At 70.2% G+C, this 23561-nt stretch carries 17 protein-coding genes; all 17 read left to right on the top strand.

The window, feature by feature from the left end; translation table 11 throughout:
• Positions 1-136: 136 nt before the first annotated feature.
• The 17 genes from folC (at position 137) to OH809_RS28630 (ending at position 23560) form a co-directional block, all read left to right on the top strand.
• Positions 137-1669 carry a bifunctional tetrahydrofolate synthase/dihydrofolate synthase gene (gene folC / locus OH809_RS28550; RefSeq protein ID WP_406419404.1) on the top strand — a complete coding sequence of 511 codons (1533 nt, stop codon included), beginning with the start codon at positions 137-139 and terminating at the stop codon, positions 1667-1669.
• A gap of 4 nt (positions 1670-1673) precedes the next feature.
• Entirely contained in the window at positions 1674-2030 is a 357-nt protein-coding gene (locus OH809_RS28555; RefSeq protein WP_406419402.1) for a DUF4233 domain-containing protein, read from the top strand.
• 93 nt (positions 2031-2123) lie between these two features.
• On the top strand, positions 2124-2537 hold the full coding sequence (ndk, locus tag OH809_RS28560; protein WP_037698740.1) for a nucleoside-diphosphate kinase: 414 nt from the start codon (positions 2124-2126) through the stop codon (positions 2535-2537).
• Positions 2538-2827: 290 nt separating this feature from the next.
• A complete protein-coding gene (locus tag OH809_RS28565) occupies positions 2828-3847 on the top strand; it encodes a rod shape-determining protein (protein WP_037698738.1) in 1020 nt (339 codons plus the stop codon).
• A 109-nt stretch (positions 3848-3956) separates the two neighbouring features.
• Positions 3957-4994: a rod shape-determining protein MreC gene (gene mreC, locus OH809_RS28570; protein ID WP_406419400.1), complete on the top strand. Its 1038-nt coding sequence runs from the start codon at positions 3957-3959 to the stop codon at positions 4992-4994.
• An 11-nt stretch (positions 4995-5005) separates the two neighbouring features.
• Positions 5006-5665 carry a rod shape-determining protein MreD gene (gene mreD, locus OH809_RS28575; RefSeq protein ID WP_406419398.1) on the top strand — a complete coding sequence of 220 codons (660 nt, stop codon included), beginning with the start codon at positions 5006-5008 and terminating at the stop codon, positions 5663-5665.
• A 58-nt stretch (positions 5666-5723) separates the two neighbouring features.
• Positions 5724-7898, top strand: a complete 2175-nt coding sequence (gene mrdA / locus OH809_RS28580) for a penicillin-binding protein 2 (RefSeq protein WP_406419396.1) — start codon at positions 5724-5726, stop codon at positions 7896-7898.
• Entirely contained in the window at positions 7898-9088 is a 1191-nt protein-coding gene (rodA, locus tag OH809_RS28585) for a rod shape-determining protein RodA (RefSeq protein WP_406419394.1), read from the top strand. The genes mrdA and rodA overlap by 1 nt, the downstream gene beginning before the upstream one ends.
• A gap of 60 nt (positions 9089-9148) precedes the next feature.
• Complete coding sequence (locus OH809_RS28590) at positions 9149-10675, top strand: CHAD domain-containing protein (protein WP_406419392.1); 1527 nt, start codon at positions 9149-9151, stop codon at positions 10673-10675.
• A 50-nt stretch (positions 10676-10725) separates the two neighbouring features.
• On the top strand, positions 10726-12651 hold the full coding sequence (locus OH809_RS28595) for a TIGR03960 family B12-binding radical SAM protein (RefSeq protein WP_406515817.1): 1926 nt from the start codon (positions 10726-10728) through the stop codon (positions 12649-12651).
• A 104-nt stretch (positions 12652-12755) separates the two neighbouring features.
• Positions 12756-13985 carry a hypothetical protein gene (locus OH809_RS28600; RefSeq protein ID WP_406515818.1) on the top strand — a complete coding sequence of 410 codons (1230 nt, stop codon included), beginning with the start codon at positions 12756-12758 and terminating at the stop codon, positions 13983-13985.
• A gap of 125 nt (positions 13986-14110) precedes the next feature.
• The gene (locus OH809_RS28605; protein ID WP_406515819.1) at positions 14111-14893 is read left to right on the top strand and encodes a TIGR03936 family radical SAM-associated protein; all 783 of its coding nucleotides are present in this window, start codon (positions 14111-14113) and stop codon (positions 14891-14893) included.
• A 232-nt stretch (positions 14894-15125) separates the two neighbouring features.
• On the top strand, positions 15126-19178 hold the full coding sequence (locus OH809_RS28610; protein ID WP_406515820.1) for an Rne/Rng family ribonuclease: 4053 nt from the start codon (positions 15126-15128) through the stop codon (positions 19176-19178).
• A gap of 366 nt (positions 19179-19544) precedes the next feature.
• Complete coding sequence (locus tag OH809_RS28615; protein ID WP_406419382.1) at positions 19545-20663, top strand: DegT/DnrJ/EryC1/StrS family aminotransferase; 1119 nt, start codon at positions 19545-19547, stop codon at positions 20661-20663.
• Entirely contained in the window at positions 20660-21679 is a 1020-nt protein-coding gene (locus OH809_RS28620) for a Gfo/Idh/MocA family protein (RefSeq protein ID WP_406419380.1), read from the top strand. The genes OH809_RS28615 and OH809_RS28620 overlap by 4 nt, the downstream gene beginning before the upstream one ends.
• On the top strand, positions 21669-21920 hold the full coding sequence (locus OH809_RS28625) for a hypothetical protein (protein WP_406419378.1): 252 nt from the start codon (positions 21669-21671) through the stop codon (positions 21918-21920). The genes OH809_RS28620 and OH809_RS28625 overlap by 11 nt, the downstream gene beginning before the upstream one ends.
• Positions 21917-23560 (top strand): glycosyltransferase family 2 protein, encoded by a 1644-nt coding sequence (locus OH809_RS28630; RefSeq protein WP_406419377.1) that lies wholly within the window; start codon positions 21917-21919, stop codon positions 23558-23560. The genes OH809_RS28625 and OH809_RS28630 overlap by 4 nt, the downstream gene beginning before the upstream one ends.
• Position 23561: the final 1 nt, after the last annotated feature.

Raw genomic sequence — 23561 nt, forward strand, 5'->3', positions numbered from 1 at the left:
GCCGCAGTCGGGCTCAGAGGGCAGGGACCACCATGTGCCCCCGGGCGCGTCGTGCCGTCAGCGGCCCGGGCGGGCGATTCGTGACCGTTGCCGGGCCCCGCGCCGGATGTCCGTCCCGATCCGTAGACTGGGACCCGTGAGTGAGCCCCGCCCTTCAGACCGGCACGACGCGTCCGAGTCCGACGACACCTTCGCGGAGATCGTCGACGAAGCGACCCAACGCGACCCCGACCTGGCGGTGATCGAGGCCGGCAGCCGCACCCTGCGCACGGCCTCGGGACCGGTCCCGGGTGACGAGGTCCCCGCCCGACCCGCCGACCCGGAGGTGGACAAGGCGCTGCGCGCGGTGGAGCAGGAGCTCGCCGGCCGCTGGGGCGAGACGAAGCTCGAACCGTCCGTGTCGCGGATCGCCGCGCTGATGGACGTGCTCGGCGAGCCGCAGCACGCGTACCCGTCGATCCACATCACCGGCACCAACGGCAAGACCAGCACCGCCCGCATGATCGAGTCCCTGCTCGGCGCCTTCGAGCTGCGCACCGGCCGCTACACCTCGCCGCACGTCCAGTCGATCACCGAGCGGATCAGCCTGGACGGTTCGCCGATGGACCCGGAGCGGTTCATCGAGACGTACAACGACATCAAGCCGTACGTCGAGATGGTCGACGCCCAGCAGCCCTACCGGCTCTCCTTCTTCGAGGTGCTGACCGGCATGGCGTACGCGGCCTTCGCCGACGCGCCGGTCGATGTCGCGGTCGTCGAGGTCGGCATGGGCGGCAGCTGGGACGCGACGAATGTGATCGACTCCTCGGTCGCCGTCGTCACCCCCATCTCGCTGGACCACACCGACCGGCTCGGCGCCACACCCGCCGAGATCGCCGGTGAGAAGTCCGGGATCGTCAAGCAGGACGCCACCGTCATCCTGGCCCAGCAGCCGGTCGACGCCGCGCAGGTCATGCTGAAGAAGGCCGTCGAGGTCGACGCCACGGTCGCTCGCGAGGGCATGGAGTTCGGCGTCGTCTCCCGCGAGATCGCGGTCGGCGGCCAGCTTCTGACGCTGCGCGGCCTCGGGGGTGCGGCCACCGAGTACACAGAGGTCTTCCTCCCTCTGTATGGCGCCCACCAGGCGCACAACGCGGCGGTGGCGCTCGCCGCGGTCGAGGCGTTCTTCGGTATCGGCGCCGAGCAGTCCGGCTCGCTCGACATCGACACGATCCGCCGGGCCTTCGCCTCGGTCCGCTCGCCGGGCCGCCTCGAAGTCGTCCGGAGCAGCCCGACCGTCGTCCTGGACGCGGCCCACAACCCGGCGGGCGCCCGCGCCACCGCCGACGGGCTGTCCGAGGCGTTCGGCTTCTCCCGGCTGATCGGCGTGGTCGGCGCCAGCGACGACAAGGATGTCCGGGGGCTCCTCGAAGCCTTCGAGCCGATCTTCGCCGAGGTCGTCGTCACCCAGAACTCCAGCGGCCGCGCGATGGACGCAGACGAACTGGCCGCCGTCGCGGTCGAGGTCTTCGGCGGCGACCGCGTCCAGGTCGAGCCGCGCCTCGACGACGCACTGGAGGCGGCGATCACCCTCGCCGAGGAGGAGGACGAGTACGCGGGCGCCGGCGTCCTGGTGACCGGTTCCGTGATCACGGTCGGCGAGGCCCGGCTGCTTCTGGGAAGGTACTGACCCTGTGCGTACGCTCTGCGCGTCGACCCTGATCGGCGAATTCTTTGTGATCGGTTTCGCCGGACTCGTTGCGATGAAGTCCGACGACCTGTCGAACACCACCGTCTGGACGGTCTGCGGCATCGGCATGCTGCTCTCCGTCCTGCTCTGCGGGATGATCACCCGCCCCGGCGGCACAGCGCTCGGCTGGGCGCTGCAGGTCGCACTGGTCGCCAGCGGGTTCGTCGTCCCGATGATGTTCATCCTGGGGCTGGCCTTCGGCGGACTGTGGTGGGCCTCGGTGCACTACGGTCGCAAGATCGACGAGGCGAAGGCCCGCTGGGCGGCACAGGCGGCGACCGAAGCTCCGGCCGGTGGCTGAAGCCGGGCACGGCGGGCAAACCCGGCCGCCGGCCCGTCTCAGCGCCCCTGTAACCTCGCCTCACCGCACCCGCATGCCCTCAAGGAGCCGCACATGACTCAGCGCACCCTCGTCCTTCTCAAGCCCGACGCTGTCAGGCGTGGGCTGATCGGCGAGATCGTCGGCCGGATCGAGCGCAAGGCCGGCTGGCAGGTCACCGCGCTGGAGCTGCGCACGCTCGACCGTGCGACCCTGGAGCAGCACTACGCCGAGCACGTCGGCCGCCCGTTCTACGAGCCGCTCGTCGAGTTCATGCAGTCCGGCCCCGTCGTCGTCCTGGTCGCCGAGGGCGAGCGGGTCATCGAGGGCGTCCGTGCCCTGGCCGGCCCGACCGACCCGATCGCCGCCGCGCCCGGCTCCATCCGTGGCGACTTCGGCACGATCACCCGTGAGAACCTCATCCACGCCTCGGACTCCGAGGAGTCCGCAGAGCGAGAACTGAAGCTGTTCTTTCCGGGACTTTCCTGACCGCGGATCAGCCAAACAGCGCTCATGAGCCGGGGCGACCGAAGTAATTCGGTCGCCCTTCGGCATAGGGTCCCCGATCGCGGGAACGCATCCCTCCGACGTAACGTCACCATGAGTGGAACGGCCACCCGTTCCGCCCAGACTGGCGAAGGACCCTCGCGCGGTGTCCGTGAATACGGCACTACGATGGAATCTTCCACGCCCGCAGCGCTCACCTCGCCTACCAAAACAAGCCATAACCGCTTCTTGGGAAGGCCCGACGCATCCTCATGGGGAACAAGGGGAACTCAATGTCGTTCATCGGCCGTGACATGGCTATCGACCTCGGGACTGCCAACACGCTGGTGTACGTCAGGGGGCGCGGCATCGTGCTGAACGAGCCGTCCGTCGTGGCCATCAACACCAACACCGGCGGCATTTTGGCGGTCGGTTCCGAGGCCAAGAAGATGATCGGGCGTACACCGGGCAACATCGTTGCCGTACGGCCCCTGAAGGACGGCGTGATCGCCGACTTCGAGATCACGGAGCGGATGCTCCGCTACTTCATCCTGAAGATCCACAAGCGCCGCTACCTGGCCCGCCCGCGGGTCGTCGTCTGCGTGCCCTCGGGCATCACCGGGGTCGAGCGACGCGCCGTCATCGAGGCGTCGACGCAGGCCGGGGCGCGGCAGGTGCACATCATCGAGGAGCCCATGGCCGCGGCCATCGGCTCCGGGCTGCCGGTCCACGAGGCCACTGGCAACATGGTGGTCGACATCGGTGGCGGCACCACCGAGGTCGCCGTGATCTCGCTCGGCGGAATCGTCACTGCCCAGTCGATCCGGGTCGCCGGTGACGAGCTGGACAACGCGATCATCCAGCACATCAAGAAGGAGTACTCGCTCCTCCTCGGTGAGCGCACCGCCGAACAGATCAAGATCACGATCGGCTCGGCGTACGACATGGACAAGGACGAGCACACCGAGATCCGCGGCCGCGACCTGGTCTCCGGACTGCCCAAGACGGTCGTCGTCTCCGCCGCGGAGGTCCGCAAGGCCATCGAGGAACCGGTCAACGCGATCGTCGACGCGGTGAAGACCACGCTCGACAAGTGCCCGCCGGAGCTCTCCGGCGACGTCATGGACCGCGGCATCGTCCTCACCGGCGGCGGCGCGCTGCTGCGCGGACTGGACGAGCGGCTGCGCCGGGAGACCGGCATGCCGATCCACATCGCCGAGGACCCGCTGGACTCGGTGGCACTCGGATCCGGTAAGTGTGTCGAGGAGTTCGAGGCGCTCCAGCAGGTGCTGGACGCCCAGCCCCGCAGGTAGCACCGGAACGACAACACAGCGGTCCGCCGTACGGGCGCTGCCGCCCCGTACGGCGGATCGTTGATATACAGGCACGAACATTCCGACGAGGAAGGCACGGCCGCCGCACGTGAGGGACACACGAGAGAGCCGGCTGCTCCTGGTGCTGCTGATCGCCATCGCATTCGCACTGATTACGGTGGACATCCGCGGCGGCGAGGAGTCACCGGTGGACGGCGCCCGGCGGGCCGCCGCAACGGCCTTCGGCCCGGTCGAGAACGGCGTTGCGGCAGCCGTCGATCCGGTGGGCAATGCCATAGGGGCGATCCGCGACTCCGGTGAACGGCACAACCGGATCGCCGCCCTGGAACAGCAGAACACCGCGCTGAAGACGAAGCTCGGCAGCGACGACCGCAACCGCAACCGGGTGCGCGAACTCGACAAGATGCTGAAGAAGTCCGCCGCTGGGCAGTACGGCATCAAGGCCGCCGAGGTCATCGCCATAGGAGCGGCCCAGGGCTTCTCCTGGACCGTCACCATCGACGCGGGCTCCAACGACGGCCTGGGGCGCGACATGACCGTCATCAACGGCGACGGACTCGTCGGCCGCGTCACCACCGTCGGCCCGGACACCGCGACGGTGCTCCTCGCCATCGATCCCGACTTCACCGTCGGCACCCGGATGGAGAAGACCGACGAACTCGGCTTCGCCACCGGCCAGGGCGACCGCCCGCTCTCCGTTCAATTCCTCAACGGCAAGGCCAAGGTGAAGAAGGGCGACCGGCTGGTCACCTTCGGCTCCAGCAAGAACAAGCCGTTCGTGCCCGGAGTCCCGGTCGGCGAGGTGGTCCGCGTCGACCCGTCCGGCGGCGACCTCACCCGTACCGTCTATGTCCGCCCGTACGCCGGCTTCACCCGGCTCGACATCGTCGGCGTCGTCGTCCAGGCACCGCGCGAGGACCCGCGCGACATGGTCCTGCCGAAACAGCCCGCCAAACCGAAACCCACCCCCACCCCGACGGTCACCGTCACCATCTCGCCCAACGGTGACATCGTCGACACCAACGGAAAGGTCGTGGGGAACGTCAACGGGACCCCGAGCGGCAGTCCCAGTGGGAGTCCCAGCCCCACCGGAACCACCGGCAACGCGGTCAACGAGCAGAGGTAGAGCTGATTCCCATGCGCTTCAACCGGACTCTGCTCTCCACCGCTCTGGTCGTGATCGCCCTGGTCGTCCAGGTCTCGGTACTCGCGCGCCTCCAACTCCCCGGCGCCGTCCCCGACCTGCTGCTTCTCGTCGTCGTCGGCCTCTCCCTCGTGTACGGGCATGTGGCCGGTGCCCTGATCGGCTTCGGAGCGGGGCTCCTCACCGACCTGGCGCCGCCCGCCGACCACGCCGCCGGGCGCTACGCCATGGTCCTGTGCATCATCGGCTACCTCGCCGGACTCGCCCGGCCGGAGAACGGCCGGCTCAAGTCCGCGTTCGCCCCGATGGCCGTGGTCGTGGCCGCCGCGATCGGATCCACGCTGCTGTACGCCCTCGTCGGCGCCCTCGTCGGGGACACCGCCGCCCGTCATGTCGGCCTCGGCGGCCTGGTGTTCACCGCCGCTGTCTACGATCTGCTTCTCGCGCCGTTCACCGTTCCACTGATCATGGCGCTCGCCAGACGCACCGGGAACGACCCGCTGTCCGAGCCCTCCGGCGGCGACGTGGCCTCGGGCTGGCTCTCCTCCGGCACCGGACTCAGGATCGGCAGCCAGCGCGGCGGACTGCGTGTAAAGGTCGCCCGCGGCCGGGCGGCACGGGCCGGACGGATCAAGGGAGTCAAGCGACTGTGAGGCTGTATCTCCCGGGGGGCACCCCCCGGACACCCGGCCCGACCACCGGGGGCGCCCTGTGAGCAACATTCCGGAGACGGGCCGGACCCAGCGGGTCCAGATCAGGCTCATCGTCATCCAAGTCCTCGTCTTCTCCCTGCTGCTGACACTCGGCGGCCGCCTCTGGTACCTCCAGATCCGCAACGGCCGGGAATACACCGACGAGGCGAAGAGCAACCACGTCCAGCAGGTCGTCCAGCCCGCCGTCCGCGGCTCCATCCTCGACGCCCGCGGCGTGCCCCTCGCCGATAACGAGACCCGCCTCGTCGTCTCCGCCAGCCGCACCGAGCTGCTGAAGATGGACGACGACGGCAAGGGCGTTCTGACCCGGCTCGCCGATGTGCTCGACATGAAGCCGAAGGACGTCCTCGACAAGGTCCGGCTCTGCGACGCGAAGACCCCGCAGCCCTGCTGGAACGGCTCGCCGTACCAGCCGATCCCGGTCACCGACGAGGCCACCACCCAGCAGGCCCTGCAGATCCGCGAACGCGCCGAGGACTTCCCCGGCATCACCGCCGAACCCACTGCCGTACGCCGCTACGCCTCGCCCGGCAAGGCGAACACCGCCCAGGTCCTCGGATACCTCTCGCCCGTCACCGACGAAGAGATCACCAAGGCCCGGAACACCGACTCGCCGTACCTCCGCTCCGACCAGGTCGGCCGCTCCGGCCTGGAGCGCACGTACGACAAGGAGTTGCGCGGCAAGGCCGGTGTCACCCGCTACGAGGTCGACAACCTCGGCCGGGTCATCGGCCAGGCTAAGGACGACAAGGCGGAGCCCGGATCGAGCGTCATCACCTCCATCGACGCCAGGGTCCAGGCCATCGCGGAGTACGAGCTCAACGAGGCCATGAAGACGGCCCGTAAGACCTTCGACAAGAACACCGACCAGAACTACAAGGCCGACTCCGGCGCCGTCGTCGTCATGGAGGCCAAGACCGGCCGAGTCGTCGCGATGGCGTCCAACCCCGACTACGACCCCAACGCCTGGGTCGGCGGCATTTCGGGCAAGGACTACGCCCGGATGACCAGCAAGAAGTCCAACTATCCGCTGCTCAACCGGGCCATCCAGGGCCAGGCCGCACCGGGCTCGATCTTCAAGGTCGTCTCGACCGCGGCCTCGGTCAATGCGGGCTACTCGTTCGACGGCCGTTACACCTGCGGCAGCTCGTACAGCGCCGACGGCCAGGTCTACAAGAACTTCGAATCGCAGAGCCACGGCGCGATCACCCTGGGCCAGGCGCTCGAGGTCTCCTGCGACACCGTCTTCTACGCCCTCGGCCACCAGCAGTGGCAGAAGGACGGCGGGCTGAAGCCCAAGAAGAACGCCAAGGACTGGTTCTTCAAGACCGCCCACCAGTTCGGCCTCGGCAAGGAGACCGGCATCGACCTCCCCAACGAGGTCACCGGCCGGGTCCCCGACCGCCAGTGGAAGAAGGACTTCTGGAAGGCCAACAAGGACGCCTGGTGCGAACAGGGCAAGAAATGGCCCAAGAAGAAGGACTTCGGCACCGTGCTCGCCCACGAGAACTGCCTCGAGGGCATGAAGCTGCACGCCTATGATGCGATCAACTACTCCATCGGCCAGGGCGACACCCTCGTCACCCCGATCCAGATGGCGACCATCTACGCCGCGATCAGCAACGGCGGCAGGCTCTACGACCCGACCGTCGGCAAGGCGATCGTCAGCCCCGACGGCAAGAACGTCCGCATGATCGAGCCCCATTCGCACGGCAAGCTGCCGGCCAGCGCCAAGACCCTGAAGCAGATGGAGGGGGCGCTGGCGGGTGTCGCGACCCGCGGTACCGCCGCCTGGCGATTCGGCGGCTGGCCGCAGGACAAGATCCCGATGCACGCCAAGACGGGCACGGCCGAGGTCTACGGCAAGCAGACGACCTCCTGGTTCGCCACGTACACCAAGGACTACTCGGTCGTCATGACGATCTCCCAGGGTGGTACGGGCTCCGGCGCCTCCGGGCCCGCCGTCCGCAACATCTACGACGCGCTCTACGGACTCGACGACTCCGGCAAGCAGGACCTCAAGAAGGCGCTGCTGCCCACCCCGCAGAAGACCCTGCCCAAGATCCAGCACGACGGCACGATCGACGCCCCGACGATCAAGCCCTACGACCCGAACTCGCAGAAGACCCCGGAGGAGCAGACACTCGCCGCGGTGCTCGGGAGGCGCGACTGATGGCCGGCTTCTCCGTCTCCCGGTACGCCCCCGACCGCGGCCTCTGGGGCAGACTCACCGCCCGCGACTCCGTCGTGCGCCGGCTCGACTGGCCGATGCTCGGCTCCGCGGTCGCGCTCTCCCTCATCGGCGCGGCCCTGGTCTACTCGGCGACCCGCGGCCGGGACTCCCTCAACCACGGCGACCCGTACTACTTCCTGCTGCGGCACGCCCTCAACACCGGCATCGGCTTCGCCCTGATGGTCGGCACGATCTGGCTCGGCCACCGCACCCTGCGCGGCGCCGTCCCGGTCCTCTACGGTCTCTCGGTGCTCCTGGTCCTCGCGGTCCTCACCCCGCTCGGCGCCACCGTCAACGGCGCCCACGCCTGGATCATCATCGGCGGCGGCTTCTCCCTGCAGCCGTCCGAGTTCACCAAGATCACCATCATCCTGGTGATGGCGATGATCCTCGCCGCCCGCGTCGACGCGGGCGACCAGCTGTACCCCGACCACCGGACCGTCGCCAAGGCACTCGGTCTCGCGCTCCTCCCCATGGTGATCGTCATGGGGATGCCGGACCTCGGCTCCGTGATGGTCATGGCCGTCATCGTGCTCGGCGTGCTCCTGGCCTCCGGCGCGTCGAACCGCTGGGTCTTCGGACTCCTCGGCGCCGGTGCGGCCGGAGCCGTCGCCGTCTGGCAGCTCGGCCTGCTCGACGACTACCAGATCGCCCGCTTCGCCGCCTTCGCCAACCCGGCGCTCGACCCGGCGGGCGTCGGCTACAACACCAACCAGGCCCGCATCGCCATCGGCTCCGGCGGACTCACCGGCACCGGCCTCTTCCAGGGCACCCAGACCACCGGCCAGTTCGTTCCCGAGCAGCAGACCGACTTCGTCTTCACCGTCGCGGGCGAGGAACTCGGCTTCCTCGGTGCCGGACTGATCCTCGTCCTCCTCGGCGTCGTCCTGTGGCGCGCCTGCCGGATCGCCCGCGGGACCACCGAGCTGTACGGCACGATCGTCGCCGCCGGAATCATCGCCTGGTTCGCCTTCCAGGCGTTCGAGAACATCGGGATGACGCTCGGTATCATGCCGGTCGCCGGACTCCCGCTGCCGTTCGTGTCGTACGGAGGTTCGTCGATGTTCGCCGTCTGGGTGGCCATCGGACTGCTCCAGTCGATCCGGGTGCAGCGGCCGATGTCGGCCTGAGCAGGTGAGGATCCGCCCGGCCCCCTGCCGGGAGGGGGCAAACGCGACTAGATTCAGTTTATGGCGGACTCGAAGCGTGAAATCGAGCGAAAGTACGAAGCCACGGTCGATACCCGGCTTCCCGATCTGACCCGGGTGGCCGCCGTCGCGGCCGTGGACCACCGCGGCGTCATGGAGCTGGACGCCGTCTACTACGACACCGAGGACCTCCGGCTCGCGGCCGACGCGCTCACCCTGCGCCGCCGCACCGGCGGCGCCGATGCCGGCTGGCACCTCAAATTCCCGGTTGCCTCCGGGATCCGCGACGAGATCCGGGCCCCGCTCTCCGACACCCTTCCGGACAGCCTCGCAGGGCTGCTGCGCTCCCGGGTCCGCGAGACGGAGCTCGTCCCCGTCGTCCGGCTGCTCTCCACCCGGGACGTCCACCACCTGCTCGACGCCGACGGCGCGCTGCTCGCAGAACTCAGCGTCGACGAGGTCCGGGCCGAGCGGCTCACGGGCGGCAGCGGCACCGCCGCCTGGACCGAGATCGAGGTCGAACTCGCCGACGACGGCGACCCCGCCTTCCTCGACGCCGTCGAACGCCGGCTGCGCAAGGGCGGCGTACGTCCCTCCGCGGCGTCGTCCAAACTGGCCAGGGCCCTCGACGAGACAGCCCCGAAGCGGAAGCAGCGCCCGGAGGGGGACGGCAAGCCGCGGCCCCGGACGGCGGGCGACCACGTCCTGGCGTACGCACGCGACCAGATCACGGCGATCGTCGCCCTCGACCCCGCCGTACGCCGCGATCTGCCCGACTCCGTGCATCAGATGCGGGTCGCCACCCGCAGGCTGCGCAGCGTCTTCAGGACGTACGGGAAGATTTTGGACCGGACGGTCACCGATCCGATCGGTGACGAGCTGAAATGGCTGGCCGCGGAGCTCGGCGTCGACCGGGACCAGGAGGTCCTCGACGAACGGTTCCGCACCCGGATCGCGGACCTGCCCGGCACGCTCGTCCTCGGGCCCGTCCGCAGTCGCCTGCGCATCTGGTCCACCGCCCGCCGCTCGGGTTCCCGGAGCCGGACCGTCGGCGTACTCGACGGAAAGCGGTATCTGGCGCTCCTCGACACACTCGACGCGTTCCTCGCCGACCCGCCGCTGCTGCCCGCCGCGGACCGCAGCCCGCAGGACGCACTGCCGCGCGCCGTCCTGAAGGACTACGCACGCCTGGCCACCCGGATCGGTCACGCCCTGGACCTCCCCGCGGGCCAGAGCCGGGACGTGGCGATGCACCAGGCCCGCAAGGCCGCCAAGCGGGCCAGGTACGCGGGGGAGGCGGCCACCCCCGCCTTGGGCAAGCCCGCCAAGAAGTTCGCCAAGCGGATGAAGGCCGTGCAGACCGTGCTCGGCGACCACCAGGACAGCGTCGTCGCCCGCGAAGCCGTGCGCACCCTGGCCGCCCAGGCGCACGCGGCGGGGGAGTCCGCCTTCACCTGGGGGCTGCTGTACGGGCATGAGGAGGCGGCCGCGGCCGCCCGCGAACGGGAACTGCCCGGGGTGTGGGAGCGGGCCTCCCGGCCGGAATTGCGGTCGGGGCTGACAGGCTGAGCGCCGGGGTACGCTGGATGGTCACCTCTGCCGGCTCTCGAAAGTTCGCGATGTCTGTCGATTCGGTCTTCCCACAGCTCGAAGCTCTGCTCCCGCATGTGCAGAAGCCCATCCAGTACGTCGGCGGTGAGCTCAACTCCACCGTCAAGCCGTGGGACGAATGCGACGTCCGCTGGGCGCTCATGTACCCGGACGCGTACGAGGTCGGGCTGCCCAACCAGGGCGTCATGATCCTGTACGAGGTGCTCAACGAGCGCCAGGGCGTCATGGCCGAGCGCACGTACAGCGTGTGGCCGGACCTCGAAGAGCTGATGCGCGAGCACAAGGTGCCCCAGTTCACCGTGGACAGCCACCGCCCGGTGAAGGCGTTCGACGTCTTCGGGCTGAGCTTCTCCACCGAGCTCGGCTACACCAACATGCTCACCGCGCTCGACCTCGCCGGCATCCCGCTGGATGCCAAGGAACGCGGTCTCGACGACCCGATCGTCCTGGCCGGCGGCCACGCCGCGTTCAACCCCGAGCCGATCGCGGAGTTCATCGACTGCGCGGTCATCGGCGACGGCGAGCAGGCGGTCCTGGAGATCACCGAGATCATCCGCGCCTGGAAGGCCGAAGGCCGGCCCGGCGGGCGCGAGGAGGTGCTGTTCCGCCTCGCGAGGACCGGTGGCGTCTACGTGCCGCGGTTCTACGACGTCGAGTACCTCCCGGACGGCCGTATCGGCCGCGTCGTGCCGAACAGGTCGGGCGTGCCGTGGCGCGTGTCCAAGCACACCGTCATGGACCTCGACGAGTGGCCGTACCCGAAGCAGCCCCTCGTCCCCCTCGCCGAGACCGTCCATGAGCGGATGTCCGTCGAGATCTTCCGCGGCTGCACCCGCGGCTGCCGTTTCTGCCAGGCCGGCATGATCACGCGCCCCGTGCGGGAGCGAAGCATCACCGGCATCGGCGACATGGTCGAGAAGGGTCTCAAGGCGACCGGCTTCGAAGAGGTCGGCCTGCTCTCGCTCTCCTCCGCGGACCACAGTGAGATCGGCGACATCGCCAAGGGGCTCGCGGACCGGTACACCGAGGACAAGATCGGCCTCTCGCTGCCCTCCACCCGCGTCGACGCGTTCAACGTCGACCTGGCCAACGAGCTGACCCGCAACGGCCGCCGTTCGGGTCTCACGTTCGCCCCCGAGGGCGGCTCGGAGCGCATGCGCAAGGTCATCAACAAGATGGTCTCGGAGGAGGACCTCATCCGGACGGTTGCCACCGCGTACGGCAACGGCTGGCGCCAGGTGAAGCTGTACTTCATGTGCGGCCTGCCCACCGAGACCGACGAGGACGTCCTCCAGATCGGCGACATGGCGGTCAATGTGATCGCCAAGGGCCGCGAGGTCTCCGGTCAGAACGACATCCGCTGCACCGTCTCCATCGGCGGCTTCGTGCCCAAGCCGCACACCCCGTTCCAGTGGGCCCCGCAGCTGGGCGCCGAGGAGACCGACGCCCGGCTGGAGAAGCTGCGCGACAAGATCCGTGGCGACAAGAAGTACGGCCGCTCGATCGGCTTCCGTTACCACGACGGCAAGCCCGGCATCGTCGAGGGCCTGCTCTCGCGCGGCGACCGCCGTGTCGGCTCCGTCATCCGCGCCGTCTACGAGTCCGGCGGCCGCTTCGACGGCTGGCGCGAGCACTTCTCGTACGACCGCTGGATGGCGTGCGCCGAGAAGACGCTCCCCGAGTTCGGCGTGGACGTCGACTGGTACACCACCCGCGAGCGGACGTACGAGGAGGTCCTGCCCTGGGACCACCTGGACTCCGGTCTGGACAAGGACTGGCTCTGGGAGGACTGGCAGGACTCGCTCGACGAGACCGAGGTCGAGGACTGCCGCTGGACCCCGTGCTTCGACTGTGGCGTGTGCCCGCAGCTCGGTCTCGACATCCAGATCGGCCCGACCGGAAAGAAGCTGCTTCCGCTGACGGTCGTCAAGTAACACCGGACATTGCGTCACACAGGGCGTCACCGTTCGGGTGACAGCTCGATGACGAAGGCCCGGCCCGGGAAACCCTGGGCCGGGCCTTTCGCGTCCTGTCTCCCATGGACCAGGAGAAGCAGCCCCACGTGTACGGCAGGCATCAGGCACCCGCGCACTACGAAAACGGCGACGGCTGCCTGACCACGCTCATCAGGATTCCGGTACGGGTCGTGGTGCTGGTCGTCGTCCTGCCCGTACGGATGATCTGGGACGTACTCGTCGCCACCGCACGCGCCGCCGACCGGGTCCTGCTGCGCCCCCTGGGACGGGCCCTGTCCTGGCTGGGCAGGGTGCTCGTGGTCGTCCCGCTGGTCCGGCTGTACGAGTCGGTCCTCACCCCGCTGGGGCACGGGCTGCGGTGGCTGGGTGTTGTGGTCGGGCAGGGGCTGCTGTGGCTGGGCGCGGCCGTCTTCGTGTGGCCGTGGGTGGCGCTGTGGCGGTATGTGGTCGTGCCCGTGGTCCGGTACGGGGTCGTGGCGCCGGTGGTCTGGCTGTACAGGTGGGCGCTCACCCCGCTCGGGCACGGGCTGCGGTGGGTGTACCGCAAGCTGCTCACCCCCGCCGGACGGGGCCTCGCCACCGGCATCGGCTGGGTGCTCACCGCTGTCTTCGTGTGGCCGGTGGTCGGGGTGTGGCGGTACGTTCTGGTGCCGCTCGCGCTCGCCGTCAGCTGGCTGGTGGAGCACCTCGTCGTGGCCCCGATGGCCTGGACGTACCGGGCGCTGCTCACCCCGCTCGGCCGCGGCATCGCCTGGCTGGCCGACGTGGTGGCGAGCGGTGTCGTCGCAGCCGCGCGGGGGCTGGGGGCGGTCGTCGGCCGGCTGGTCGGGACGCTGCTCGTCGCCCCCGTCGCCTGGCTGTACCGGCGGGTCCTCGCCCCGGTCGGCCGCGAGATCGCCGCCGCGATCGGCGTCGCCTGGCGTGTCGCCGGACACATCTCGCCGGCCGTCGGCCGCGGCCTTGCCTGGCTGGCGTGGCATCTCATCGGCGCCCCGGTGGCCTGGGTGTACCGCACGGTGTGCACCCCGGTCGGCCATGTCGTGCGCGACGCGGTCTGGGCCCCCGCCAAGCGCGCCGCGGTCGAGGCGGGACGTGCGGCCCGCAGTGCCCTGCGCACCGCACGCGAGACCGTGCGGCAGGCTCGCCGCGACGCATGGCGCGCACTGGTCGGCGGGGGCCCGGTCCCCGAGCCCCGGGAACCGGTAGGCCGCCTTGCGCGTACTCTGGGTAGTACAAAGACCGTGCCCAGCGCGGCGCCCGAACCCGAGATCTCCCTGCGCAAGCAGGGGTGAGCCGGACCGGACACCCCCGGGCCACCCCGTATTTTCGAGGGCGGCGTGCCACCGCGTCCGCTCCGCACCGAGGAGAAGAACCACTGGGCAAGCGACAGCCCGAAGGCCCGCCGCCCGCACCGGCAGTGCAGCGCATCCGACTGCGCTACACCAAGCGCGGCCGCCTCCGGTTCACCAGCCACCGCGACTTCCAGCGCGCTTTCGAGCGGGCGCTGCGGCGCGCCGAGGTGCCCATGGCCTACTCGGCGGGCTTCACCCCGCACCCCAAGGTTTCGTACGCCAATGCCGCACCCACCGGCACGGGCAGCGAGGCCGAGTTCCTGGAGATCGCCCTCACCGAGCCGCGGGACCCCGACACGTTGTGCGCACTGCTCGACGCGTCGCTCCCGGACGGTCTCGACATCACCGACGCGGTGGAGGCCCGCACCTCGGGTCTCGCCGACCGGCTGACCGCCTCCGTGTGGGAGATGCGGCTCGACGGGGTCCCCTTCGAGGAGGCCGAGAAGGCCGTCGCCGGATTTCTCGGCGCCGAGACCGTCGAGGTCCAGCGCCGTACGAAGAACGGCATGCGGACCTTCGACGCCCGCGCGGCGGTCGCCGGTCTCGAGGCCGTCGATCCCGGCGCTGATAGGCCGGGGGACAAGCCCTGTGCGATACTGCGGCTGGTTGTTCGGCACGTGACACCTGCCGTGCGACCTGACGACGTCCTGTCCGGTCTCCGCGTTGTGGCCGACCTGGCGCCGCCGGTCCCCGCAGCGGTGACCAGGCTGGCGCAGGGGCTCTTCGACGAGGAGTCCGGCACGGTGACCGACCCGCTCGCGCCCGACCGCGAGGCAGCCCCGGCCGTGCTACTCACGGCCACCGGGACCGCTGTCGCGACGGCGCCGGAAGGTGCAGGTTCCGCGTAAGGCGGTCGTTGTAGCGCAGCCCTCGGGCTCGGGAGCCACCTGGGCCGGGCCGCGCGCTGACCCATAAGACTTTCGCCAGGCCGTACGTACATCGCGAACGGAACCGGCGAGCCAGACATTCAGCTCCCGTGCGGCGCCCGCGCCCCGGACGGCGGTACCGCGTTTCTCATGCGGACCGTGCCGGACCGGAATCAGGCGCGGCGCCCGGGAGCGTGACGGGAGAACCGCCCGCATGCTCGAACCGATCGAACCCGGTACGACCGGGAACGCCGAAGAGAACAACGCCCCCGGCGACAAGCTGCCGCCGCGCCGCAGGCGCCGCGCAGCGTCCCGCCCGGCAGGCCCGCCGTCGGCGGATGCCAAGGGCGCGGAAGCCGCCGAGGCGGTCGCGCCGGCCATACCGGCCGTTGACGCCGAAATGTCCGACACCGCTGCCGCCGAGGCGGAGGCCGCGCCGCCGGCGCGTACCCGCCGCCGGGCGGTCCGCAAGGCGACCGCCCCCGCGGGCGCCCCGCAGGCCGCCGAGGCCGTCGAGGCCATCGAGGTGGAGGAGCCCGCCGAAGCCGCTGCTCCCGCCGAGGCGCCGCGTGCGCGTCGCCGTGCGACGCGCAAGGCGACCGCTCCGGCGGGTGCGCCGAAGGCCGAGGAGACCCCCGAGGCTGCTGCGCCCGCCGAGGCCGCAGAGCCCGCTGAGGCCGCTCCGGCGCCGCGTGCGCGTCGTCGGGCGACGCGCAAGGCCACGGCTCCGGCTGGTGCCCCGCAGGCCGCTGAGGTCGTCGAGACCGCCGCTCCGGTCGAGGCGCCCGTCGCCGAGCCCGTCGAGGCCGCCGCCCCGCGTGGCCGTACCCGCCGCCGGGCGTCCGCTCCGGCGGGTGCCCCGCAGCCCGTGTCGGGCGACACCACGAGCGCCGAGATCGTCGAGCCCGTGGCGGCCGCGGAGGCCGTGCAGGTCACCGAGACCGCAGAGACCGCAGAGACCGCAGAGACCGCAGAGGCTGCCGAGCCGGCTGCCCCGCGCGGCCGTCGTCGGGCCTCCCGCAAGGCCACCTCGCCCGCGGGTGCCCCGCAGGCCGCCGAGATCGTCGAGCCCGTCGCGCCGGTGGAGACCGTGGTCGAGACCGAGGCCGCCGAGGAGCCGGTCGCCGAGCCGGAGGAGGAGACCGAGGCCGCCGCGCCGCGTGGCCGTCAGCGCCGCCGGGCCACCGCCGCCGCGGGGCGGCCGGAGTTCACCGGCAAGGTCGAGGAGCCCGCCGGCAAGAGCCGTCGGGCGACGCGTCCCGCCGTGGCCGTCTTCCAGGCGCCGGTCTTCTCCGAGCCGATGTTCCAGACCCCGGAGACCGCCGCTGCCGCCGCGGCCTCCGGTCCCGCCTCGCACTACGACGAGGCCGAGGAAGAGATCGAGACGGCCGAGGAGACCCCGTCGGCCGAAGAGGCGGCTCCGGCCGCCGAGGCGGCACCGCAGGCCGGTTCCCGGCGCCGTCGCCGCCGCCGCGGCGAGGCCGTCGAGACCGAGCCGGTCGCCGACCTGGCGCCCGCCCCTGCCGCCCCGGTGGAGGAGTACGCCGAGGACGAGCTCGAGGCGGAGGCCGAGAGCGAAGCCGAGCACGAGGGCGAGGAGTCGGACGAGTACGGGGACCGTCCTTCGCGCCGTCGCCGTCGCGGTGGCCGTCGCCGTCGTCGCGGTGAGCCCAGCGAGTCGGACGAAGCCGCGGAGCAGCTCGCCGACGAGCACGCCGCCGACACGTCCGAGGACGAGCACGAGCGCGGTCACGAGGCCGACGAGGAGGAAGAGGACCACGAGGCGTTCGCCTCCGGTTCCAGCAGCAGCCGTCGTCGCCGTCGTCGCCGCCGTCGCAGTGGTGATGTGTCGCCCGAGGCCGAGTCCGGCACGGACGACCCGGAGCGTACGGTCGTCAAGGTCCGCGAGCCGCGGGAACGGCGTGGGAAGGAAGCGGCCGAGCGCGAGCCCGGCACCGGCTTCGACGAGGTCCAGTCCATCAAGGGCTCGACCCGTATGGAGGCGAAGAAGCAGCGTCGCCGCGAGGGCCGTGAGCAGGGCCGCCGCCGCGTCCCGATCATCACCGAGGCGGAGTTCCTGGCCCGCCGTGAGGCTGTCGATCGCGTGATGGTCGTCCGCCAGAACGGCGAGCGCACCCAGATCGGTGTCCTTGAGGACAACGTGCTCGTCGAGCACTACGTCAACAAGGAGCAGGCCACCAGCTACGTCGGCAACGTCTACCTGGGCAAGGTGCAGAACGTACTGCCGTCCATGGAGGCCGCCTTCGTCGACATCGGCAAGGGGCGCAACGCCGTCCTGTACGCCGGTGAGGTCAACTTCGAGGCACTTGGCATGGCCCACGGGCCGCGCCGGATCGAGACCGCGCTGAAGTCCGGCCAGTCCGTCCTCGTCCAGGTGACGAAGGACCCGATCGGCCATAAGGGTGCCCGCCTGACCAGCCAGGTCTCGCTGCCCGGCCGCTACCTGGTCTATGTGCCCGAGGGCTCCATGACCGGCATCAGCCGCAAGCTGCCCGACACCGAGCGCGCCCGGCTGAAGACCATCCTCAAGAAGATCGTCCCCGAGGACGCGGGCGTTATCGTCCGTACCGCGGCCGAGGGCGCGAGCGAGGACGAGCTGCGCCGTGATGTCGAGCGGCTGCAGCAGCAGTGGGAGGACATCCAGAAGAAGTCGAAGAGCAACGGCAGCGCCAACGCGCCGACGCTGCTCTACGGCGAGCCGGACATGACCGTCAGGGTCGTCCGCGACATCTTCAACGAGGACTTCTCGAAGGTCATCGTCAGCGGTGACGACGCGTGGCAGACCATCCACGGTTACGTCGGGCATGTCGCCCCCGACCTGACGGACCGGTTGTCGAAGTGGACCTCCGAGGTCGACATCTTCGCGACGTACCGGATCGACGAGCAGCTGATGAAGGCGCTGGACCGGAAGGTCTGGCTGCCCAGCGGCGGTTCGCTGGTGATCGACAAGACCGAGGCGATGGTCGTCGTCGACGTCAACACCGGCAAGTTCACCGGTCAGGGCGGCAACCTCGAGGAGACCGTCACCAGGAACAACCTGGAGGCGGCCGAGGAGATCGTGCGTCAGCTGCGGCTGCGCGACCTCGGTGGCATCGTCGTCATCGACTTCATCGACATGGTCCTGGAGTCCAACCGCGACCTGGTGCTGCGGCGCCTGCTGGAGTGCCTGGGACGCGACCGTACGAAGCACCAGGTCGCCGAGGTCACCTCGCTGGGCCTGGTCCAGATGACCCGCAAGCGGGTGGGCCAGGGGCTGCTGGAGTCGTTCTCCGAGAACTGCGTCCACTGCAACGGGCGCGGCGTGATCGTGCACATGGAGCAGCCGAGCTCGATCGGTGGCGGTGGCAACGGCAAGCGGGCCAAGAAGCGCGGCCGGGGCGGCGTGGACCACGAGCACGTGGCGGAGATCGAGACCGAGATCGAGACCGAGGCCGAGTTGGCTGCCGAGGTGGCCGCCCCGGTAGCGCTGCCCGAGCCGGAGTTCGTCCCGGACGAGGAGCTGTACAGCAGCCCGGCCGAGGCGGAGGCAGCCGCCTCGCGCGGCCGCGGCCGGCGCCGCGCGACCCGTAAGGCAACGACCCCGGCCGGCGCCCCGAAGGCTGCAGCAGCACCCGCCCCGGTGGTCGAGCCGGAGCCGGTCGTCGAGCCCGAGCCGGCCGTCGAGGTCCCGGTGGCTGTCGAGGCCCCCGTGGCCGAGGCGCCGCAGGGCCGTACGCGCCGACGGGCGACCCGTAAGGCGACTGCTCCGGCAGGATCGCCGGCCCCGGCCGAGCAGGTCGCGCCGGTCGAAGCGCCGCTGTCCGTCGCGGACGTGATGGCCGAGGCCCCGGTGGCCGAGGCGCCGCAGCCGGAGGCCGCACCGGAGGAGGTGGCCGCTCCGGCCGTCCCGCCGCGTGCCCGGCGCCGGGTGACCCGCAAGGTCACCGCCCCCGCCGGATCGCCCGCGGGTGCGGACGGCGCCGAGGTCGTCGTGGTGACCGGCTCCACCGCGCCGAAGCCCGACGCGGAGCCTGTCGCCGCCGCAGTCGGGGCCACGGAGGCCGCGGAAGCCGCGGAGACCGAGGCTCCGGCGAAGAAGACGGCGCGCAAGACCGTCAAGAAGGCGACGGCCAAGAAGGCGGTCGCCAAGAAGACGGCTGCCAAGAAGACCGCCGCGAAGAAGACGACGGCCAAGAAGGCGGCGAAGAAGACGGTCGCCACGGAGCAGTCGTCGCCCGCGGCCGTCTCGGCCGACACCGAAGGCTGACCGACGGGCAGAAGGTGATCGACGAGGTGCGGTCCTCTCACGGGAGGCCGCACCTCGTCGTTCGGGCGGCCCTTTTCTCTACCCTTAACCTCGAGGAAACCCGCTGTGAAAAGCCTGATAATGTGACGCGGCCGTGCCGGGGGAGGTTTTCCCGGAAAGGTCCTGTTCCTGGCGGTGCCCTGGCCCAGCCAGGGCGAAGGAGTCCTTCATTCCCTGCGTGAACCAATTCCGTAGGGAATGGCAGATTTTGTCCGTAATGCATTGGTGCGCCATCGGTTATGTGCCGGGCGTAGGGGTCCCGCCGGACATCCGCACGCCTCAAAGCCCTCGCCGATCAAGCTCTTGTGCTGTTCAAGGAGGATGCCCATGTCGAGCGAGACCCGGGGACCTGTCCCCGCTGCCCGGCCGGTGATCGGTGAGGAAGAGATCGAAGCGGTGGTGCGCGTACTGCGCAGCGGTCGCGTGGTCCAGGGGCCGGAGGTGGCCGCCTTCGAGGAGGGCTTCTCGGAGCTGGTCGACGGACGCCACTGCGTCGCCGTCAACTCCGGCACCTCCGCGCTGCACCTCCTGCTGCTCGCTCTGGGCATCGGCCCCGGCGACGAGGTCATCGTCCCGTCGTTCTCCTTCGCAGCCTCGGCCAACGCGGTCCGTCTGACCGGGGCCGACGTCGTCTTCGCCGACATCGAGCCCGGGAGCTTCGGTCTGGACCCGGCCGCCGTCGAGGCCGCCATCACCCCGCGCACCGCCGCGATCATGCCCGTTCATCTCTACGGGCACCCGGCAGCGATGGACGCGCTGATGGCGATCGCGACGAAGCACGGCCTCGCCGTCGTCGAGGACGCCTGCCAGGCACACGCCGCGGCTCTGAACGGCACGCCCGTCGGCGCCTTCGGATCCGGCGGCACGTTCAGCTTCTACCCGACCAAGAACATGCACGCGCTCGAAGGCGGCATGATCACCACCGCTGACGCCGAGATTGCGCGGACCCTTCGGCTGCTGCGCAATCAGGGCATGGAGCAGCGGTACGCCAACGAGATCGTCGGCGCCAACATGCGGATGACGGACGTCTCGGCAGCCGTCGGCCGCGTGCAGCTCGGAAAGGTGCTCGGCTGGACCGAGCAGCGCCGCGCCAACGCCGCCTACCTCGACCGTCACATCACCGCGGCCAATGTGACGGTCCCGCCCGTTGCCGAAGGTGCACGCCACGTTTACCACCAGTACACCGTCCGGGTGCATGGTGACCGGGACGCCGCCATGGCCAGACTGAACGAGGCGGGTATCGGCAACGCCGTGTACTACCCGACCCCGATCCACCGGCTGAAGCCGTACTGGGAGCCCGACCAGAAGGCCGGCCGCCAATGGGATCTTCCGGAGACCGAGCGCGCAGCCGCCGAGGTCGTCTCCCTGCCCGTACACCCTTCGCTTTCGCCGGACGACCTGGACCGTATTGTCGCGGCCGTGAACTCGCTGGGAGACATACAGTGACCGCAGGACTGAGAGCCGGGCTGATAGGTCTCGGCTCGATGGGCCGCCACCACGCGCGCGTGCTGGCCGGCCTGGAGAACGTGACGCTGGTCGGCGTCGTCGACCCGATGGGCGACAAGAACGGATGGGCCCAGGGCGCTCCGGTGCTGTCCACCGTCGAGGAACTGATCGGGCTCGGCATCGACTACGCCGTGGTGGCCTGCCCCACCGCGCTGCACGAGGAAGTCGGCCTGCAGCTCGCCGAGGCCGGCGTCTGCGCCCTGATCGAGAAGCCGGTCGCCGACACGGTCGAAGGGGCCCGCCGTCTGGTCGAGGCCTTCGAGTCCCGTGGTCTGGTCGCGGGCGTCGGGCACATCGAGCGCTGCAACCCGGCGCTGCGCTCCCTGCGTACCCGTCTGGAGGCGGGCGAGCTGGGCGAGGTCTTCCAAGTGGTCACCCGTCGGCAGGGCCCGTTCCCCCACCGCATAGCCGACGTGGGCGTCGTCAAGGACCTCGCCACGCACGACATCGACCTGACCGGCTGGGTGACGGGCCAGAGCTATGTCTCGGTCGCAGCCCACACCGCCCACAAGAGCGGCCGGCCGCACGAGGACATGGTCTCCGTCGCCGGTCTGCTCAGCGACGGCAGCATGGCCAACCACCTCGTCAACTGGCTGAGCCCGCTCAAGGAGCGCTTCACCTCCGTCACCGGCGAGCGCGGCACCTTCATCGCCGACACCCTCACTGCCGACCTGACCTTCCACTCGAACGCGGCCGTGGCCACCGAGTGGGAGGCGCTCCAGGCCTTCCGCGGTGTCTCCGAGGGCGACATGATCCGGTACGCCATCCCCAAGCGCGAACCGCTGCTGGTCGAGCACGAGCTCTTCCGCGACGCGGTGCTCGGCGTCTCGCAGGACATCTGCACACTGCGGGACGGATTGCGGACGGTCGAGGTCGCCGCCGCGGTCCTGGAATCCGCACGCAGCGGACTCACCGTCACCACCTCGGCGGGAGAGCTGGCTGCTCATGGGGTCTGAGAACAACCCAGCACCCCTGAACGGAACCCGCGGACGGGTCGTCATGCCGGTCGACAACGGCGTGAACGGGGACTCCCGGGTACAGAAGGAAGCGCGCTCGGCCGCCGAAGCGGGCTGGGACGTGCCCCTGCTCGGCAAGTCGCCCGGCAAGACGGAACAGCACTGGATGATCGGCGACGCCAAACTGCTTCCCGCACGTCCGCGCACATCCGTCGACAGAGCCGCCGAGGTGACCGTGTGACCGGCAGAACCGATGTTCCTGATGTGACGGTCGTCGTGGCCGTGTACAACACCATGCCCTACCTCACCGAGTGCCTCGATTCGCTCATAGGGCAGACCATCGGTACGGACCGCCTTGAGGTCGTGGCGGTCGACGATGGCTCGACGGACGACAGCGGCGCCGAACTCGACAGGTTCGCCGAGCGCTACCCGAACGTCGTCAAGGTGGTCCACCAGCCCAACTCCGGTGGCCCGGCAGCGCCGAGCAACCGCGCACTGGAGCTGGCCACCGGCCGGTACGTCTACTTCATCGGCTCCGACGACCACCTCGGCGAGGAGGCGCTGGAGCGGATGGTCGCCTGCGCCGACCGGAACGAGTCGGACGTCGTGGTCGGCAAGATGGTCGGCACCAACGGCCGGTATGTGCGCCAGTCCCTCTACAAGGCCAACGACCCGGACGTCAGCCTCTACGGGCCGGAACTGCCGTTCGCGCTGGCCAACACCAAGCTCTTCCGCCGCGAGCTCGTGGAGAAGCACAAGCTGCGCTTCCCGGAGGACCTGCCGGTCGGCAGCGACCAGCCGTTCACCATCGAGGCCTGCTACCGCGCCCGCAAGATATCGGTGGTCGCCGACTACACCTGCTACTACGCGGTTAAGCGCGGCGACGCCAGCAACATCACCTACCGCGCCGATCATCTGGCGCGGCTGCGCTGCACCGCGGCGATCATGGACCACGCGGCCGGGCTGATCGAGGCCGGTCCGAACCGGGACGCCCTCTTCAAACGCCACTTCACCTGGGAGCTGTCCAAGCTCATCCAGGGCGACTTCGTCGGACTCGACGACGAGACGAAGCGGGACATCTGCGCCGGCATCACCCGGCTCGCCGACACCTATCTGACGGACCCGCTGAGCGATTCGCTCCCGGTCAAGCTGCGGGCGAGACTCCGGCTCGCGCAGCGCGGCGCCGTCGACGAACTCTGCCGTGCGATCAGCGAAGAGGCCGAGCACGGTGCGCCCCCCTTCCACCTGGAAGACGGCCGGGCCTTCGCCCTCTACCCCGGGTTCCGTGACGCGGGCCTGGAACTCCCCGACCGCTGCTTCGAACTGGTCGGGGAGATCGTCCCCGGCCGGCTCGCCAACAAGACCGAGCTGGTCGAATCGGAGTGGGTGCAGACCGGCGAGGAGCTGGCGCTGTCGCTGACGGTACGCGTGGGTGTTGTCGGTGACACCGGCTCCGCGATTGTTCGACTCGTCGAGGGAGCCATGCCCAAGAGCGCCGACAAGGCGCGCGCCCGCCCACTGCCGGACGGGCACGATCTGCCCCCGGCGCAGGGGGAGTTGACCAGGACACCGGCGCCCGACGGCGACGCCACCCTGCTGCGTGCCCTGATCCCGCTCGCGCGCCGTACGGTCAAGCGAGGTGTGCGGGTCTTCGTGGACGTGGCCGGAGAAACGTACGAGATTCCGGTACGGGGCGACGGCCGGCCCATGCCACTGGCCCGCAGATGGAGCCGTGAGACGGACCCGTACCGGGCGGCGGCGCGCCTCAACTCCAAGGGGCGCATGGTGATCAGCACCGGTCCACTCCATCCGCCCAAGCCATCGCTGGGCTCGCGGCTGCGATCCCGGCTGACCGGTGCCAAGCGCTCCAAGAGGAAGTAAT

The sequence above is a fragment of the Streptomyces sp. NBC_00873 genome, assembly GCF_045207415.1.
In the GTDB taxonomy this organism is placed as follows: domain Bacteria; phylum Actinomycetota; class Actinomycetes; order Streptomycetales; family Streptomycetaceae; genus Streptomyces.

What these genes read in the sequence shown, in the direction of transcription:
- OH809_RS28595 (WP_406515817.1), top strand. Translation starts at nt 10,726, where the DNA reads ATGTCTGTCGATTCGGTCTTCCCACAGCTCGAAGCTCTGCTCCCGCAT.
- OH809_RS28615 (WP_406419382.1), top strand. Translation starts at nt 19,545, where the DNA reads ATGTCGAGCGAGACCCGGGGACCTGTCCCCGCTGCCCGGCCGGTGATC.
- rodA (WP_406419394.1), top strand. Translation starts at nt 7,898, where the DNA reads ATGGCCGGCTTCTCCGTCTCCCGGTACGCCCCCGACCGCGGCCTCTGG.
- OH809_RS28600 (WP_406515818.1), top strand. Translation starts at nt 12,756, where the DNA reads ATGGACCAGGAGAAGCAGCCCCACGTGTACGGCAGGCATCAGGCACCC.
- OH809_RS28565 (WP_037698738.1), top strand. Translation starts at nt 2,828, where the DNA reads ATGTCGTTCATCGGCCGTGACATGGCTATCGACCTCGGGACTGCCAAC.
- OH809_RS28590 (WP_406419392.1), top strand. Translation starts at nt 9,149, where the DNA reads ATGGCGGACTCGAAGCGTGAAATCGAGCGAAAGTACGAAGCCACGGTC.
- OH809_RS28625 (WP_406419378.1), top strand. Translation starts at nt 21,669, where the DNA reads ATGGGGTCTGAGAACAACCCAGCACCCCTGAACGGAACCCGCGGACGG.
- OH809_RS28610 (WP_406515820.1), top strand. Translation starts at nt 15,126, where the DNA reads ATGCTCGAACCGATCGAACCCGGTACGACCGGGAACGCCGAAGAGAAC.
- mreD (WP_406419398.1), top strand. Translation starts at nt 5,006, where the DNA reads ATGCGCTTCAACCGGACTCTGCTCTCCACCGCTCTGGTCGTGATCGCC.
- ndk (WP_037698740.1), top strand. Translation starts at nt 2,124, where the DNA reads ATGACTCAGCGCACCCTCGTCCTTCTCAAGCCCGACGCTGTCAGGCGT.